Origin of the sequence: Microbacterium sp. NPDC079176 (assembly GCF_040686675.1) — a bacterium.
GTDB lineage: Bacteria > Actinomycetota > Actinomycetes > Actinomycetales > Microbacteriaceae > Microbacterium.
Genome location: NZ_JBFBLM010000001.1, coordinates 694,971 through 709,948, shown reverse-complemented (window position 1 = coordinate 709,948; position 14,978 = coordinate 694,971). Strand labels below are relative to the sequence as shown.

Annotated in this window: 14 protein-coding genes; 5 read left to right on the top strand and 9 right to left on the bottom strand. The window is 69.1% G+C overall.

Features of this window, described 5'->3' with window-relative positions:
- Positions 1-16: 16 nt before the first annotated feature.
- The 3 genes from AB0P11_RS03370 to AB0P11_RS03360 form a co-directional block, all read right to left on the bottom strand.
- Entirely contained in the window at positions 17-463 is a 447-nt protein-coding gene (locus AB0P11_RS03370) for a hypothetical protein (protein ID WP_363519731.1), read from the bottom strand.
- A gap of 124 nt (positions 464-587) precedes the next feature.
- Complete coding sequence (locus AB0P11_RS03365; RefSeq protein WP_363519728.1) at positions 588-1,736, bottom strand: polymer-forming cytoskeletal protein; 1,149 nt, start codon at positions 1,734-1,736, stop codon at positions 588-590.
- Entirely contained in the window at positions 1,733-2,101 is a 369-nt protein-coding gene (locus tag AB0P11_RS03360) for a GyrI-like domain-containing protein (RefSeq protein WP_056276953.1), read from the bottom strand. The genes AB0P11_RS03365 and AB0P11_RS03360 overlap by 4 nt, the downstream gene beginning before the upstream one ends.
- A 151-nt stretch (positions 2,102-2,252) precedes the next feature.
- Here AB0P11_RS03360 and AB0P11_RS03355 point away from each other — a divergent pair, with 151 nt between their 5' ends.
- The 3 genes from AB0P11_RS03355 (at position 2,253) to hrpB (ending at position 7,188) form a co-directional block, all read left to right on the top strand.
- On the top strand, positions 2,253-2,681 hold the full coding sequence (locus tag AB0P11_RS03355; RefSeq protein ID WP_363519725.1) for a MarR family transcriptional regulator: 429 nt from the start codon (positions 2,253-2,255) through the stop codon (positions 2,679-2,681).
- Positions 2,682-2,931: 250 nt separating this feature from the next.
- Positions 2,932-4,533 carry an SPFH domain-containing protein gene (locus AB0P11_RS03350; RefSeq protein ID WP_363519722.1) on the top strand — a complete coding sequence of 534 codons (1,602 nt, stop codon included), beginning with the start codon at positions 2,932-2,934 and terminating at the stop codon, positions 4,531-4,533.
- 102 nt (positions 4,534-4,635) lie between these two features.
- On the top strand, positions 4,636-7,188 hold the full coding sequence (gene hrpB, locus AB0P11_RS03345; protein ID WP_363519719.1) for an ATP-dependent helicase HrpB: 2,553 nt from the start codon (positions 4,636-4,638) through the stop codon (positions 7,186-7,188).
- A gap of 7 nt (positions 7,189-7,195) precedes the next feature.
- On the opposite strand, the gene AB0P11_RS03340 is transcribed toward hrpB, so the two are convergent.
- From AB0P11_RS03340 to AB0P11_RS03320, 5 genes are all read right to left on the bottom strand, one after another.
- Complete coding sequence (locus tag AB0P11_RS03340; RefSeq protein WP_363519716.1) at positions 7,196-7,930, bottom strand: ABC transporter permease; 735 nt, start codon at positions 7,928-7,930, stop codon at positions 7,196-7,198.
- Complete coding sequence (locus AB0P11_RS03335; protein WP_157538082.1) at positions 7,927-8,703, bottom strand: ABC transporter ATP-binding protein; 777 nt, start codon at positions 8,701-8,703, stop codon at positions 7,927-7,929. Before AB0P11_RS03335 ends, AB0P11_RS03340 begins: the two co-directional genes overlap by 4 nt.
- A 96-nt stretch (positions 8,704-8,799) precedes the next feature.
- Positions 8,800-9,396: a TetR family transcriptional regulator gene (locus AB0P11_RS03330; RefSeq protein WP_056276946.1), complete on the bottom strand. Its 597-nt coding sequence runs from the start codon at positions 9,394-9,396 to the stop codon at positions 8,800-8,802.
- 34 nt (positions 9,397-9,430) lie between these two features.
- The gene (locus tag AB0P11_RS03325) at positions 9,431-10,183 is read right to left on the bottom strand and encodes an AAA family ATPase (RefSeq protein ID WP_056276942.1); all 753 of its coding nucleotides are present in this window, start codon (positions 10,181-10,183) and stop codon (positions 9,431-9,433) included.
- 52 nt (positions 10,184-10,235) lie between these two features.
- Positions 10,236-11,729, bottom strand: a complete 1,494-nt coding sequence (locus tag AB0P11_RS03320; protein WP_363519711.1) for an L-serine ammonia-lyase, iron-sulfur-dependent, subunit alpha — start codon at positions 11,727-11,729, stop codon at positions 10,236-10,238.
- A gap of 16 nt (positions 11,730-11,745) precedes the next feature.
- Between AB0P11_RS03320 and AB0P11_RS03315 the strand changes: the two genes are divergently transcribed.
- The gene (locus AB0P11_RS03315; protein WP_363519709.1) at positions 11,746-12,165 is read left to right on the top strand and encodes a hypothetical protein; all 420 of its coding nucleotides are present in this window, start codon (positions 11,746-11,748) and stop codon (positions 12,163-12,165) included.
- Positions 12,166-12,241: 76 nt separating this feature from the next.
- On the opposite strand, the gene AB0P11_RS03310 is transcribed toward AB0P11_RS03315, so the two are convergent.
- Complete coding sequence (locus AB0P11_RS03310) at positions 12,242-13,972, bottom strand: FAD-dependent oxidoreductase (protein WP_363519707.1); 1,731 nt, start codon at positions 13,970-13,972, stop codon at positions 12,242-12,244.
- A 71-nt stretch (positions 13,973-14,043) separates the two neighbouring features.
- On the opposite strand from AB0P11_RS03310, the gene AB0P11_RS03305 reads away from it, so the two are divergent.
- Positions 14,044-14,976 (top strand): LysR family transcriptional regulator, encoded by a 933-nt coding sequence (locus tag AB0P11_RS03305; RefSeq protein ID WP_056276933.1) that lies wholly within the window; start codon positions 14,044-14,046, stop codon positions 14,974-14,976.
- Positions 14,977-14,978 lie beyond the last annotated feature (2 nt).

The window sequence follows — 14,978 nt, the reverse complement described above, 5'->3', positions numbered from 1 at the left end:
GAAGCCGTTTCGGAGATCACGGAGTCAACAGCTGCTGCTCTTGAACGGTTCCGCGCTGCCGCGCCTCCGATGACGGCTCTCGATCCGACGAGTCAGCGTCGACCGCGAAGATCCGACCCTCGATGCTGATCGGTACGAACGTCACCCAGCGCCGGTCAGCGGGCGGAGACGGCTGCGGTGCATGGCCGTCGAGCCGGAGAGCCTCCGATCCTGGCGCGATGTCCTCTGCGTATCCGATCATGGACACGGTGAACGCCTCACGCGTGTTGTATCCATCGATCTGAACGGACATCAGGCTGTGAGCCAGGAAGTCTCTTGAGCCATTGTCGGAGGCGGCGCAGAACATGAGGCGACCGTCCTCTATTACGTGAGATACCGGCGTGGCCTCTCGACCAGTCACCACCTGCGCCGCGATACGGACGTCGGCGTCCGCAAATCTGTTCCAGCACTCGTCCTCAGCCATCTCTCTGCACTGTGCACGGTCTCCCCACGGGGATCCGGAGCGGACTAGTTTCACCATGGTTCCACGCTGGTCCTTCCGACGCGGTGGCGTAGAGTCCAACGTCCCATGTGTGAGGGGGCACACGTCATTGAGTGATGTTCGCAGGGGGTGCCTCCTGTGCTGGCCGCGTAGGCGCCGTTTCCGTGTCGTGCCACGGTCGCTGACGGTGGATCGCGAGGAGCTGGGCGCCGAGGCCGAAGAACACCATAAGTACCCATGCGACGATGTTCAGCCACGGGATCTGCAGAGCCGCGATGAGGATCACGCCGCCCAATAGCGAGCGGCTCACCGGCCGTCGGTCCCCGCGAAGGATGAGGGAACCGAGGTAGTGGGCGACGAACGGAAAGCTTGCGAGGGTCAGCAGGAACCAGGTGATTGTTACTGCGAGCGCTAGCGGAGCTCCGACAATCGTCGTGAAGAGCAACAGAAGCACCAGAGGCGCGGCAATCGACGCGACAAGACCAACGAGGAGCGCCTTCCACGGTGACGGACGAAGGTGGTCTGTCACTCGTCGCAATAGGCGCGGGAACAGAAGGGCGGTGAAGAGTGTGACGAGGCTGAGTGCGACGAGCGCGTAGACGAGTCCGAGGAGCCAGCCGGCGAACACACCCCATGGCGACACTTCGACCTTTGGCGACTGCGGCTGGCTGATGCGTTGCACTGAACCGGCGACCGCATCGTCGGCTATGGACGCTTCCGTGTCGCTGACGTAGGTAACATCACCTCCCACCGAGCCGGCGATGCGGAGGGTGCCGACGCTCAGCACAAGGTCCCTCCCCACAGCGCCGGTAACGTGCATGGTGCCTGTGGCGCCGACGAGATCGTCGCCGACGGTTCCCGTATCCGCAACGGTGACGTCGGCGGCGAGGATAGTGCCGCTGCGTGAGATGTCACCACTGATCGTGACGGTTTGCGCGGACAACCGCACGCTTCCTTCGATGTCGCCGGTGATGGTGATGCTCTGGGCAGCTGCGATCACGTCTCCGGAGATGTCCCCGCTGATCACGAGACTCTGCGCGGATGCGTACACGTCGCCGTCGATCGTTCCGGACACGTCTACGGAGACGCCACTGTAGAACTGCGGCCCCTGGGCGTCGCCTGGCGCGAGAGGTGCCTGCGATGACCCTGTGCCCTGCGGACTGGTCGCTGCCGCGCCCAGCCCGGTGGCGAGGATGACGAAGCCCAGGAAGAGTGCTGACGCACACCTCCGGAGGACATGCGACACGTTGATCATCGCCTGTCCCCTTGCTTGCTCGTCTTCCCGGTCTTGGTGACTGGCCAGCAGATGCGGGTCAGCAGGTGCTGAGGATCGGGTTCGGTCGTGGGGTCCGATAGGTAGGTTTCCCACATCAGACCCGCCGGGGCGAGGTTCGCTTCTGACATATGCCGCGCGGCATCTGCGTACGCGCTCCCGATCGTCTCGTACAGGCCGACATGCGTGGCTTCCAGCCGTTCCCCTGCTGGCAACATCCCTGAAATCACGTTGCGAGTCGGAACGAAGTGCGTGGCGATCGGGTAGCCCGCTTCGATATCGACGGTCTCAGTCGGCGTGCCGTAGTACGCAGGCCCGTCGAGATTTCCGTGACCAAACCGTTGCATTCGTTACCTCGCCGTTATAGAGTGATCGCACGGTGAATGTTTGCTGTGGCATACACCGCATGTGATTGCAGGACACTCTTGGTGCAAGGGACAAGGGCCGGTCGGGAGCCTCTCCGACCGGCCCTTTACTGTTGCCAGTACGCTGTTCTCCATGACCGATCGCAAGCTCGCCCTCGAGGCCTGGGAGAGCCTGTTCCGTGCACAGCACGAGCTGTTCACGGAGATGAACACCGACTTCGATGACACCGATCTCGGGCAGGCGGAGTATGACGTGCTGCTCACGGTGACCCGCTCCCCCGGCATGTCGGCCCGCCTGCGCGACGTCACGGCGAACATGCTGATCAGCCAGCCGAGCGTCTCGCGCCTCGTCGACCGCATGGTCACCCGCGGACTCGTCTCGAAGTGCCCCGACCCCGACGACGGGCGCGGTGCGCTGATCAGGGCCACCGACGCGGGTGTGCGCCAGTTCCGCAGCGTCGCCACGGTGCATGGCCGGTCGATCGCCGAGCGGATGTCGCGCCTCGACGACGCCGAGCTGAAGACGCTCCGCGATCTGGCGGAGAAGCTCCGCGGTCGCTGACCCCGACGCACGCACGCAATCCGCGGTCGCTGACCGAACGAGCTCGGCGCATACGGAGGGTTTCCGCCGTACGGAGGATGTCGCGGCGCTGAGCCTCCTCCGAATCGCAGATCTCCTCCGCATCGCCGAGATCCGGCGGCGTCCCGCCCCGACACCCTCCCCTCTTTTCTGGCAGGGTGGAGCGTGAACGCCCGCGCGGCCGCGCCGGCATCCACGACCGCCCCCTCGGGGGGAACCAGGGAGGTCATCCATGGAGATCGCCGGAATCGTCGGCATCCTGATCATCGTCGGGATCGGCATAGCCATCGCTATCGTCGTCCTGCTCATCCTGCTGCTGTTCGCACGCAGCTGGATCAAGGTGGCTCGCGCCGATGAGGCGCTCGTCATCTCGGGGCGCAAGCAGAAGGTGCAGCGGGCCGTCATCTCGGCCGACGGCACGACCAGAGACGAGATGTCGGAGTCGCCCGTCACGGTCATCGTGAACGGCAAGTCCCTCGTCAACCCGATCACCCAGCGCCACGAGATCATCTCGCTGCGCTCGCGTCAGGTGTCGCTCAACGCCGAGGCCCAGTCGCTCGACAGCGTCACCCTCAACGTCGACGGCGTCGCCATCGTGAAGATCGGCTCCGACCCCATCCTCGTGCGCCGCGCCGCCGAGCGTTTCGCCTCGCAGGACAAGGCGATCGAGCAGTTCACCACTGAGCAGCTCGAAGGTGCGCTCCGTGGAATCGTCGCGACGCTGTCTGTCGTCGAGCTCATGCGCGAGCGCAAGAAGTTCTCCGACCAGATCGCCGCCGACGTCTCGCAGGAGCTCGCCGAGCAGGGTCTGATCCTCGACTCGTTCCAGATCAAGGGCATCACCGACAAGGTCGGCTACATCCAGTCGCTGGGTGCTCCCGAGATCCAGGCGAAGCGTCAGTCTGCCGAGATCTCGCAGACCAATGCCGACCGCGCGATCAACCAGAAGAACATCGCCAACCAGGAAGCCAACCTGGTCGAGCAGACGGCTCTCGACACGAACACCGCCAACGCCAACGCCGGCATCGGTCGGGCTCGCGCCGAGGCCGAGCAGGCCGAGAATCTCGCCCGCGAGCAGGCTCAGCAGGCCGTGCTGCAGCAGCAGGCGGAGAACCGCCAGGCCCAGCTCGACGCCGACGTCAAGCGCGTCGCCGACGCACAGCGCTATGAGGCAGAGACCCGGGCACAGGCCGAGCTCTACACGCGTGAGCGTGCGGCGGAGGCCGGAGCGATCGAGCAGGTGAAGCAGGCCGAGGCCCGCACCCGCATCGCCGAGCAGCAGGCGCAGGCCGACAAGGCCAAGGCCGACGGTGAGGCCGCAGCCGCGATCGCTCGAGCCACCGGTGAGGCCGACGCACTGCGTGCGCAGGCCGAGGCCGAGTCCGAGGCCCGCCGACTGCGTGCGAACGCCGAAGCAGACGCCATCCGCGCCGAGGGTGAGGCGCGAGCCGCCGCCGTCGAGGCAGAGGCGAAGGCCATCGCCTCGAACCAGGACGCGTTCCTGTCGCAGCGGGTGCTCGACACCCTGCCGTCGATCATGGCCGAGTTCTCGAAGGGCTACGCCGCGATCGGCAGCGTCTCGATCATCGGCGGCTCCGGCGAGGACGGCGCGTCGAGCATCGTCGGCGCCGACAGCGCGAAGGCACTCAAGTCGGTGTTCGACAGCGTCAGCGCGGCGACGGGCCTCGACCTCGCGTCGATCATCCAGGGCCAGGCCGTGGGTCGCGGGATCGGCGAAGGCGTGGCTGCGGCATCCGCACCGTCCACGCCGACCCGCCAGTCTGCGCCGACCACCCCGCCGCCGCCGGCACCTCCGGCTCCCGCAGCGGAGTAGTCAGCACACAGCGCACAGCGGATGCCGCGGCCGATTCGGTCGCGGCATCCGTCGTCTCCGCCACCGTGCTCGATGACTCCGGAGACCAGGCAGACTGAGGGAATGACCGCCGCCGCCTTCGACCTCGCCGCCATCGGCGCCGGGCTCTCGTTCGCGGCCGCGCTGGACGAACTCGGGGCCGCGCTCGACGGGAGCGGATCAGTGGTCGTGAGCGCCCCACCCGGCACGGGCAAGACCACTCTCGTGCCGCCGCTGCTGGCGTCACGGTCGTCCGGGCGCGTGATCGTCACCCAGCCTCGCCGCGTCGCGGCTCGCGCCGCAGCCCGCCGCCTCGCTCATCTCGACGGCTCGGCGCTCGGCACCCGCGTGGGCTTCACCGTGCGCGGCGAGCGGTCGGCAGGTGCGGCGACCCGCATCGAGTTCGTCACCGCCGGAGTGCTGCTGCGTCGCATGATCGACGACCCCGGCCTCGACGGTGTGGATGCCGTCATCCTCGATGAGGTGCACGAGCGCGCACTCGAGACCGACCTGCTGATCGGCCTGCTCTCGGAGGTCCGCGAGCTGCGCGACGACCTCGTGGTCGTCGCCATGTCGGCGACGCTGGATGCCGCGCGCATCGCCTCCGTCCTCGGCACCGACGACCAGCCCGCACCGATCGTCGACCACGTCGTGCCGGCGTTCCCTCTCACCGAGCGCTGGGCTCCCAGCTCGACGCCGCGCCTCGATGAGCGTGGTGTCACCTGGGGCTTCCTCGACCACGTCGCACGCACGACGACAGCGGCCGCACTCGAGCTGGTCCGCGAGAACCCTCGGGCCGATGTGCTGGTGTTCGCCCCGGGCGCGCGGGAGGTGTCGGAGATCGCCCGCCGCATCCGCGATGCGAGCGCGGCGTTCGACGTGCGAGAGCTGCACGGTCAGATCCCCGCGGCGGAGCAGGATGCCGTGATCCGCGGGCGTCGACCGGATGAGCCTCCGCGCATCATCGTGACGACCTCGCTCGCGGAGTCGTCGCTCACCGTGCCCGGAGTGCGCCTCGTCGTCGACAGCTGTCTGTCGCGGCATCCGCAACGTGATGCCGCCCGCGGCATGACGGGCCTGGTCACGACTGCCGCGTCGCGCTCGTCATGCGTGCAGCGCGCCGGTCGCGCCACGCGCCAGGGACCGGGCGTCGTCATCCGCTGCGTCGACGAACGCACCTATGCGGCCGCCCCGGCCCGCCCGGCACCCGAGATCGCGGTGACCGACCTCGCGGATGCCGCCCTGCTGCTCGCCTGCTGGGGTGCCCCGGGTGCAGAAGGCCTGCGCATGCTCGACCCGCCGCCCCGAGACAACCTGGCCGATGCCGTCTCGGTGCTGCGCGGTCTCGGCGCGATCGACGACGAGGGCCGCGCCACGGCCGAGGGTCGAGCTCTCGCCCGGATCCCCGCCGACCCCCGGCTCGCCCGCGCTCTCCGTGACGGCGGCCCGGTCGTCGGCAGCCGTCTCGCCGCAGAGGTCGTCGCCGTGCTCGGCGGCGACCTGCGCATCGCCGAGGCCGACGTCGCACAGGCGCTCATCACCATGCGCGGCGGACGGACACCGGACGCTCGCCGCTGGCGTGACGACGCGAGCCGCCTCGAGCGCATGGTCGCTCCGGCGAGGGACGTGCGATCGGATCTCGACGGCGTCGGACTCGTGATCGCACTCGCATTCCCCGACCGGATCGCGCATCGCGTCGAGCGCACCGCCGACGGAGCGGTCTTCCTCCTGGCATCCGGAACCCGTGCCGGAGTCACCGGCCCGCTCGCCGCAGTCGAGTGGCTCGCGGTCGCCGACGTCGCGCGGGCCACGGCCCGAGTGGCGGCCGGGTCAGGCGCGATCATCCGATCCGCGGCTGTGCTCACGGAAGCCCAGATGGAACGCGCTGCGAGCCACCTGCTGACCGACCGAGTCGAGGCGGAGTTCACGGGAGGTCGCGTCCAGGCGCGCCGTGAGCGCCGCGTCGGTGCGATCCTGCGTTCGTCCTCGCCCGTGCGACCCTCTGCTCGAGAGGGGCGGGATGCCGTGCGCCGCGCGATCCTGCGCGACGGGCTCGGCATGTTCGCCTGGTCGGATGCCGCGACCGCGTTCCGACGCCGATTGGCCCTGCTGCGGCGAGAGCTCGGCGGCCCGTGGCCCGACGTGTCGGATGCCGGGCTGCTCGGCACTCTCGATGACTGGCTCGCTCCCGAGCTCGACACCCTGGCGGGCGGCACCCCCGCAGCGCGAGTGGATCTGTCCTCGGCTCTGCGTCGACTGCTGCCCTGGCCCGAGGCGGCGCGCCTCGAGGAGCTCGCACCCGAGCGCCTCGCGGTGCCGAGCGGATCCCGTATCCGCATCACCTACCCCGACCCGGACGACACCTCGGCACCCCCGGTCGTCGCTGTGAAGCTGCAGGAGTGCTTCGGCTGGGCCGAGACTCCTCGACTGGTCGACGGACGCGTGCCGGTGCTGTTCCACCTGCTGTCGCCCGCGGGGCGCCCTCTCGCGGTCACCGACGACCTCGCCTCGTTCTGGTCGGGCCCCTATGCCCAGGTTCGCGCGGAGATGCGAGGGCGCTACCCGAGGCATCCTTGGCCGGAGGACCCGTGGGCGGCCGTGCCCACGAAGCACACCAAGAACCGCGCCGCGCGCTGACCCTGCCTCACGCGGTGCGACGTCGCAGGGTCAGCGATGCGAGGACGAGCGCTCCGACTCCGAAGGCGACGACGACCAGCAGGGGTCTGTACACGTCCCACCCCTCGCCGCCGGCCGTGACGGCGTTGATCGTGTCGATCGCATAGCTCAGGGGCAGCCAGTCCGAGATGGCGTACAGCACGTCGGGCATCTGATCGCGCGGCATGAAGAGCCCGCCGAGGATGATCTGCGGGAAGACGAGCAGCGGCATGAACTGCACCGCCTGGAACTCGGTCTGCGCGAAGGCGCTCGCGAGGAGCCCAAGCGCGGTGCCCAGGAGAGCGTCGACGACGGCGACGAGCCCGAGCTGCCAGAGCTCACCGTCGACGTCGAGCCCGCAGGCGCCGACCGCGAACGACACGGTGATGATCGCCTGCAGCAGCGCCATCAGCCCGAACGCCAGGGCATAGCCGAGAATGAAGTCGGCCTTGCCGAGCGGAGTGGTCATCAGACGTTCGAGGGTGCCGGAGCGTCGCTCCCGCAGAGTGGTGATCGAGGTGATCAGGAACATCACGATGAACGGGAACAGCGCGAGGATCGCTCCCCCGAACTGATCGAACACGCCGTCCTGATCGCTGAAGAGCCACGCGAAGAGTCCGACCAGCAGGCTCGGCGCGATCAGCATCAGCGCGATCGAGCGAGGATCGTGCCGCAGCTGTCCGAGCACCCGGGCGGCGGTGGCGAGCATCCGACCGCCGTTCATTCCGAGGCCTCCCGCCGTGCGCGCCGGGTGCTGCCCGCCGCTGGACCCCCGGTCGCTCGGCTGTCCCGCTCGATCAGGGCGAGGAACGCCGCCTCGGGCTCCGTCGTGCCCGTGTCGGCGAGGAGTCCGGCTGGGTCCGTGTCGGCGATGATCCGCCCGCCCCGCATCAGCACGAGCCGATCGCATCGCAGCGCCTCGTCCATCACGTGACTCGAGACGATCATGGTGACGCCGCGCGCGGCGAGGCCGCGGAACAGGTCCCACAGTTCGGCGCGCAGCACGGGGTCGAGGCCGACCGTGGGTTCGTCGAGAACGATGAGCTCGGGGGATCCGATCAGTGCCATCCCCAGCGAGATGCGCGTCGCCTGGCCACCGCTGAGCGAGTCGACGAGCTGGGCGGCCTGCGCCCGAAGCCCGACCTCGTCGAGCACCCGGTCGACGTCGCCCTTCGGTGCTTTCAGCACCGCCGCGAAGTACGAGAGGTTCTGCCGGACGGTGAGATCGCCGTACACGGCGGCACCCTGTGTTCCGTACGCCACCCGATGACGCAGCCGCGGCGATCCGCCCGGTTCTCCCAGCACCGTCACCATGCCGGCGGTGATCCGCTGCACACCCACGATCGCGCGCATCAGCGTGGTCTTGCCGCATCCCGAGGGACCCAGCAAGCCGGTGATCTCGCCCCGGGGGATCACCAGGTCGACACCGTCGAAGACCTGCGTCCTTCCCCGTCGCACTCGCAGCCCCGAGATCTCGACCGCCGCGTTATTCATCATGTGATGAATTATGCGCCGCGCGAGTCGCGGGGTCAACGGGTACTCGTGCCCGAAGCCGAGGCGGGATGCAGGCGGCAGTGCGGCGCGTGGCCCGCGCTATTCGAAGAGGTAGCGCTGCACGGTCGGTCCGACCCGCAAGACGATGTCATCGACGGATGCCGCGGCGATCGGCGCGAGCCGCAGCACGTAGCGCGTGAGCAGCAGGCCGGCGATCTGCGAGGCGACGAGTGTGGCGCGCAGCTCGGCATCCGCGACGCCGAGCGTCTTCGCGATCCGGCCGATGAGTTCGCGAGAGAGGAACCCCGCGAGAAGGGGCGTGGTGAGCCGGCTGCCGATCGCCGTCCGAATGAGCATGACGCCGCGGCGACGGATGTCGGGCTGCTCGAAGGCCTCGAGCACGTACCGCACGAGACGCTCGCCGACGGCGTCACGCGGACCCGCAACGATGGCCGGCACGTCGATGTCGGGGCGCAGAGGAATGCCGACCGCCTCAGCGAAGAGGTCTGCCTTCGTGCCGAAGTAGTGGTGCACGAGCGCCGAGTCGACGTCGGCACGAGCCGCGATCGAGCGCACCGTCGTGCCGTCGTATCCGTGCTCGCCGAACTCGTCGACTGCGGCGGCGATGATGCGTTCGCGCGCATCGGACACGCCACGCGGACGCCCGCGCTTCTTGGGCGCACGCTGCTCGGTCATGGCGCCAGCCTACGACCAGATCTGCGCGCTCCCCTCAGTCGAGCAGATGCCGCAGGTACCGCGGCGGGTCCTGCAGGAACGACCGCCAGTGGTTCACCAGCTCGAGGTCGTTCCACTCGGCGGGACGGATGCCCCACTCCCCCACTTCGAGGATGCGAGCTCCCGGCAGCGCGGCGAGCACCGGCGAGTGCGTCGCGCACAGCACCTGACCTCCGTCGTCGACGATGCGCTGCAGCACCGCGATCAGGGCGAGGGTGGACTGGAACGAGAGCGCTGCCTCTGGCTCGTCGAGACAGTAGAAGCCGGGTTCATCGAATCGGCTGTCGAGCAGAGCGAGGAAGGACTCGCCGTGGCTCATCTCGTGGAACGCCACGTCGCCCCTCGCGGAGGGATTCTCTTCGAGGTAGGTGTAGAACGAGTGCATGGTCTCGGCTCGCAGGAAGAATCCCCAGCGGTTGGCTCCGACTCCGCGCTGCAGCTGCAGCCACTCCGACAGCGGCGACTCGCTGGGGCGCGTGCTGTGCATCGCCTGGCGGGACCCTCCCTCGGGCGAGAGCCCGTAGGCGACGGCGATGCCCTCGACGATCGTCGACTTGCCGCTGCCGTTCTCGCCGACGAGGAAGGTCACCCCGGGAGCGAGATCGATGCCTTCCTCGAGCACCTGGGCGACGGCGGGAATGGTGGTCGGCCACATGCGGCCGGAATCCGGCGCGTCACCATTCGCGCGCACGGCGACGATGGGCTGCTCCCGCCGCCTGCGACTGCCCGGGGTCCAGATCGATTCCATGCGCGCCTCCTCAGAGGAGGCTATCCGCAGCCACCGACGCGCTCGGAGTGACTCAGCACTCGATGACGTTGACCGCGAGACCACCCTCGCTGGTCTCCTTGTACTTGGTCGACATGTCGATTCCGGTCTGGCGCATCGTCTCGACCACCGCGTCGAGGGAGACGTAGTGGCTGCCGTCGCCGCGCAGCGCCAGACGGGCGGCAGTGACCGCCGTCGACGCGGCGATCGCATTGCGCTCGATGCACGGAATCTGCACGAGGCCGCCGATCGGATCGCAGGTGAGCCCGAGGTGGTGCTCCATCGCGATCTCGGCGGCGTTCTCGATCTGCCGGTTGGTGCCGCCCATCACGGCGGTGAGCCCTCCGGCAGCCATCGCGCAGGCCGAGCCGACCTCGGCCTGGCAGCCGCCCTCGGCCCCCGAGATCGAGGCGTTGGCCTTGAACAGCGAGCCCAGTGCCGTGGCCGTGAGGAGGAACCGACGGATGCCACGGCGGCGGTTCGCGTCGGCGACGGCGTCATCGTCCTCGGCCTGCGCCGCCTCGATCGCCCGCGTGCCGTCGAAGCCGAGCAGCGCACTGCCGACGAGTTCTCCGTACGGCGTCACGGCATTGCCCGCACCGAGGCCCGAGTCCGCCAGGAACCGCCACCAGTACATCGCGACGGCGGGAAGGATGCCGGCGGCGCCGTTGGTCGGCGCCGTGACGACGCGACCGCCCGCCGCGTTCTCTTCGTTGACCGCGAGCGCGAAGGCACCGAGCCACTCTCCCGGTAGCTCGCGATGACCGTCGGCCTCCGCCTCCTCGAGCTGCGCGCGGATCATGCTCGCCCGCCTCTTGACCTTGAGCATCCCCGGCAGGACGCCGTCCGAGTGCAGTCCGTTCTCGACGCACGCAGCCATGGCGTCCCAGATCGCATCGAGTCCGGTGGCGACCTCTTCTTCCGAGCGCTCAGCGGTCTCGTTGAGTCGCGCGATCTCGGCGATCGACAGTCCGTGCTCGTCGCACAGTGCGAGCAGCGACGCGGCGTCGGCATACGAGTAGGGCAGTGGGGCCGAGGCGAGCTTCGCCTCCTCGCCGTCCCGGCGGATGAACCCGCCGCCGACGGAGTAATAGGTCTCTTCGGCGACGACACCGCCGGCATCGTCCCGGGCGGTGATGGTCATCGCGTTCGGATGACCGGGCAGCCGGGTCCGCGGCTCGAAGACGATGTCGGCCTTCGAGAACGGGATCTCATGGACCCCGTCGACGCGCACCGTGGCGCCGTCGCGAAGGTCGGTCCAGGCTGCGCGCACGTCGGCCGGGTCGCAGCTCTCCGGCGACAGCCCGCGAAGGCCCGCGACGACCGCATCCGGCGTGCCGTGACCGATTCCGGTGGCGCCGAGAGAGCCGTACAGCGTGCATGCGATGCGGGCGACGCGATCGAGAGCTCCGGACGAGCGCAGGCGCTGAGCGAACGCGAGGGCCGCCCGCATCGGCCCGACCGTGTGGGAGCTCGAGGGGCCCACTCCGATGGAGAAGAGATCGAAGGCCGAGACGTACGCTGTCACCTCCTCAGCCTACGTCGTGCGCAGGAAGACGGACGCTCCGGAGGCTGTCGTCAAGGCCCTTCTCGCCTCGCAGCCGCTGGCGGATGCTGGGGGTGCACTCGATGCGAAAGGGACGATCATGACGAACAGCACGCCCGAGCAGGACCCGACCTCCGGCCTCGACCCCGAGGCCCAGACCCCCACTCCCACGCCCTCGTCCGGCGATGCCGGCGAGTTCAAGGATCCGGCGAACACCGCCGAGAAGCCGGCGGAGGCGGAGTCCCCCGAAGACGCGGATCCGTCGGAGGTTCCGAGCAACGACGAACTCGAAGAGCCGAGCACCGAGAAGGAGCCCTCGGAAGAGCCCAAGGCTCCGTCGCGAAACGACCCCGAGCCCGACCATGAGGCGGTCGGGATCGGGGTCATCGACGGTCCGGAGACCGACGAGGGCGACTGAGCGACTCCTACCTCGCTCGACCACCCCACCGCTCCCGTCGCGATGCACCCTGCGACGGGAGCGAGTTCGGATGCGGCTATTCGACGAGCTTGCCCTCGGTGTCGACCTCGCGCATGAGCTCGGCGATCTCGGCGGGGATCTCCGGGATCGACTCGCGCGTGACTCCGCCGGTCGGCGACCAGACGAGGTTGACCTGCAGCGTCGGGTCGGTGTCGGGGTAGTCGCTGCGGTTGTGACATCCGCGCGTCTCCCGACGCTCCAGCGCCGCCTCGAGAGTGGCTCGGGCGGCGAGCGCCGATGCCTTGAGGTCGAAGGCATGCGCGAGATCCTGGAATCCGGCGATGTCCGGGTGGATGCCGATGTCCTCCATCCGCCCCTCGATCATGTCGAGTTCGGCGAGGCCGGCACGGAGTCCGTTTTCCGACCGCACGACACCGGCATGCTGGGTCATGGTGTTGCGGATCGCGCGCTGCAGGGCTCGCACGTTCTCGCGACCGTCGGCCGTGAGAAGGTCGTCGATCTCGGCGCGGGCCTGGGCGACCGCATCCGCCGAGCGGCGCTGAGCGTCGAGCCCCGCGGCATGCGCCATGGCCGCCTGCCCGACGATGCGCCCGTAGACGAGCAGCTCGATGAGCGAATTGCCGCCGAGGCGGTTGGCTCCGTGCAGGCCGCTCGATGCCTCGCCGATCGCGTAGAGCCCGTCGACGTCGGTCTGGTGGTCGTCGGGACGCACCCACACGCCACCCATCGAGTAGTGCGCGGTGGGCGCGATCTCGATCGGATCGGTCGTGATGTCGAGCATCTGCAACTCCATCATCGTCTGGTAGACGCGGGGCAGACGGGTCATGATCGTCTCGCGCGGCAGATGCGAGACGTCGAGCCAGACGCCGCCGTTCTCGGTGCCCCGCCCTTCGGCGATCTCGGTGTACGCGGCGAGCGCGACACGGTCGCGTGTCGAGAGCTCCATGCGCTCAGGATCGTACTTCGACATGAAGCGCTCACCGAGGGCGTTGCGCAGGATCCCGCCCTCGCCGCGAGCCGCCTCCGAGATCAGGGTCCCGGCGGCGTTCTCGGGCTCGATGATCCCGGACGGGTGGAACTGCACGAGCTCCGGGTCCCGCAGGCGGGCGCCCGCATCGACCGCGAGCCGGAACGAGTCTCCGGTGTTCTCATCCCGTCGTGACGAGGTGCGGCGCCAGATGCGGTTGTGCCCGCCCGCGGCGAGGATCACGGCATCCGCGTGGATGAGGTAGCGCGTGCCGTCCGACTGGTCGAAGCCGTAGGCGCCGAAGACGACGTTGTCGCGCACGAGCAGACGCGTGATGTAGACGTGGTCGAGGATCGGCACCTCGAGCTGTTCGGCCTTCGCGACGAGGGTTCGCTGGATCTCGAGACCCGTGTAGTCGCCGGCGAAAGCCGTGCGACGGAAGGTGTGCGCCCCGAAGAACCGCTGCGAGATGCGGCCGTCGTCCTCGCGGGCGAAGTCCATGCCCCAGCGCTCGAGATCCCGGATGCCGCGCTCGGCCCCCTGCGTCACGATCTCGACCGTGTGCGGGTTGGCGAGCAGGTAGCTCTCCTTGATCGTGTCCGCGGCGTGCTGTTGCCAGCTGTCGGCCTCGTCCATGGTGCCCAGCGCGGCGTTGATGCCGCCGGCGGCGAGAGAGGTGTGCGCGTCCTGGCGCGGGCGCTTGCCGACGGCGAGGACGTCGATGCCGTGCTCGGCGACCTCGATCGCCGCCCGCAGCCCGGAGCCGCCGGTGCCGATGACCAGGACCGTGGTGGAGATCTGACGTTCGCGAGTGCTCATGCCTTCCACGCTAAGTACGGTGTCCCGATAACTCCAATGCATTGTTCTACTGGTATCGATACACTGAAAACATGAACCTCGAGCAGCTCCGCGGGTTCGTCGAGGTCGCCCGCCTCGGCCATTTCACCCGTGCCTCCGAGCACCTGCACCTCGCGCAGCCGTCGCTGAGCCGACAGATCTCGACACTCGAACGCGAGCTCGGCGCCGAGCTCTTCCACCGGGCGCGCGGGCACATCGGACTCACCGCCGCCGGAGAGGCCCTGCTCCCCCGCGCTCAGCGCATGCTCGCCGAGTCCGACGCGATCCGCGAGGAGATGGCCGAACTCGCCGGACTCCGCCGTGGCCGCGTGCGACTCGGCGCACCGCCCACCCTCTGCATCAGCCTCGTCGCCGAGGCGATCAGCACCTTCCACGCCGCCCACCCGGGCGTCGACCTGCACCTCACCGAGAGTGGGTCGAGGCTGCTCGTCGATCAGCTGGCCGTGGGTGCCGTCGACATCGCGCTCATCACGGAGTCGGAAGGTCCGCCGCCGTCGGGCTTCAGCCTGACGCGCATGCCGCTGCTGACCGAAGAGCTGGTGGTCGTGTCCGCGGCATCCGAGCCTCCCGTCTCGACCTCCACGGTGATGAGCCTCGCCCACCTCGCCACCCTGCCGCTGATCGCGCTCGACGAGACCTATGAGCTGCGGGCGACGACAGATGCGGCCTTCCGCTCGGCAGGGCTGACCCCGAACTTCGTCCTCGAGGGCGCCGAGATGGACGCGCTGCTCCGCTTCGTCGAACGAGGCGTCGGCGTGGCCGTGGTTCCGGCGATGGTGCTGCTCGATCAGCCGGCGCTGCGGTCGGTCAGGATCTCGCACCCGATGATGAGGCGCACGGTGAGCCTGGCCCACCGTGCGGACGTCACGCCGGCCGTCGCGGTGGCCGCGATGCGTCACGTGATCGTCGGCACGGCCGCTGAGGTCGCCCGCCGAGACCCTGCCATCACGAGCCTGCTCGACTGAGG

Bases quoted from the DNA above. Each gene is read 5' to 3' on its own strand.
- AB0P11_RS03370 (WP_363519731.1), bottom strand. From the start codon at position 463: ATGGCTGAGGACGAGTGCTGGAACAGATTTGCGGACGCCGACGTCCGT.
- AB0P11_RS03365 (WP_363519728.1), bottom strand. From the start codon at position 1,736: ATGATCAACGTGTCGCATGTCCTCCGGAGGTGTGCGTCAGCACTCTTC.
- AB0P11_RS03360 (WP_056276953.1), bottom strand. From the start codon at position 2,101: ATGCAACGGTTTGGTCACGGAAATCTCGACGGGCCTGCGTACTACGGC.
- AB0P11_RS03355 (WP_363519725.1), top strand. From the start codon at position 2,253: ATGACCGATCGCAAGCTCGCCCTCGAGGCCTGGGAGAGCCTGTTCCGT.
- AB0P11_RS03350 (WP_363519722.1), top strand. From the start codon at position 2,932: ATGGAGATCGCCGGAATCGTCGGCATCCTGATCATCGTCGGGATCGGC.
- hrpB (WP_363519719.1), top strand. From the start codon at position 4,636: ATGACCGCCGCCGCCTTCGACCTCGCCGCCATCGGCGCCGGGCTCTCG.
- AB0P11_RS03340 (WP_363519716.1), bottom strand. From the start codon at position 7,930: ATGAACGGCGGTCGGATGCTCGCCACCGCCGCCCGGGTGCTCGGACAG.
- AB0P11_RS03335 (WP_157538082.1), bottom strand. From the start codon at position 8,703: ATGATGAATAACGCGGCGGTCGAGATCTCGGGGCTGCGAGTGCGACGG.
- AB0P11_RS03330 (WP_056276946.1), bottom strand. From the start codon at position 9,396: ATGACCGAGCAGCGTGCGCCCAAGAAGCGCGGGCGTCCGCGTGGCGTG.
- AB0P11_RS03325 (WP_056276942.1), bottom strand. From the start codon at position 10,183: ATGGAATCGATCTGGACCCCGGGCAGTCGCAGGCGGCGGGAGCAGCCC.
- AB0P11_RS03310 (WP_363519707.1), bottom strand. From the start codon at position 13,972: ATGAGCACTCGCGAACGTCAGATCTCCACCACGGTCCTGGTCATCGGC.
- AB0P11_RS03305 (WP_056276933.1), top strand. From the start codon at position 14,044: ATGAACCTCGAGCAGCTCCGCGGGTTCGTCGAGGTCGCCCGCCTCGGC.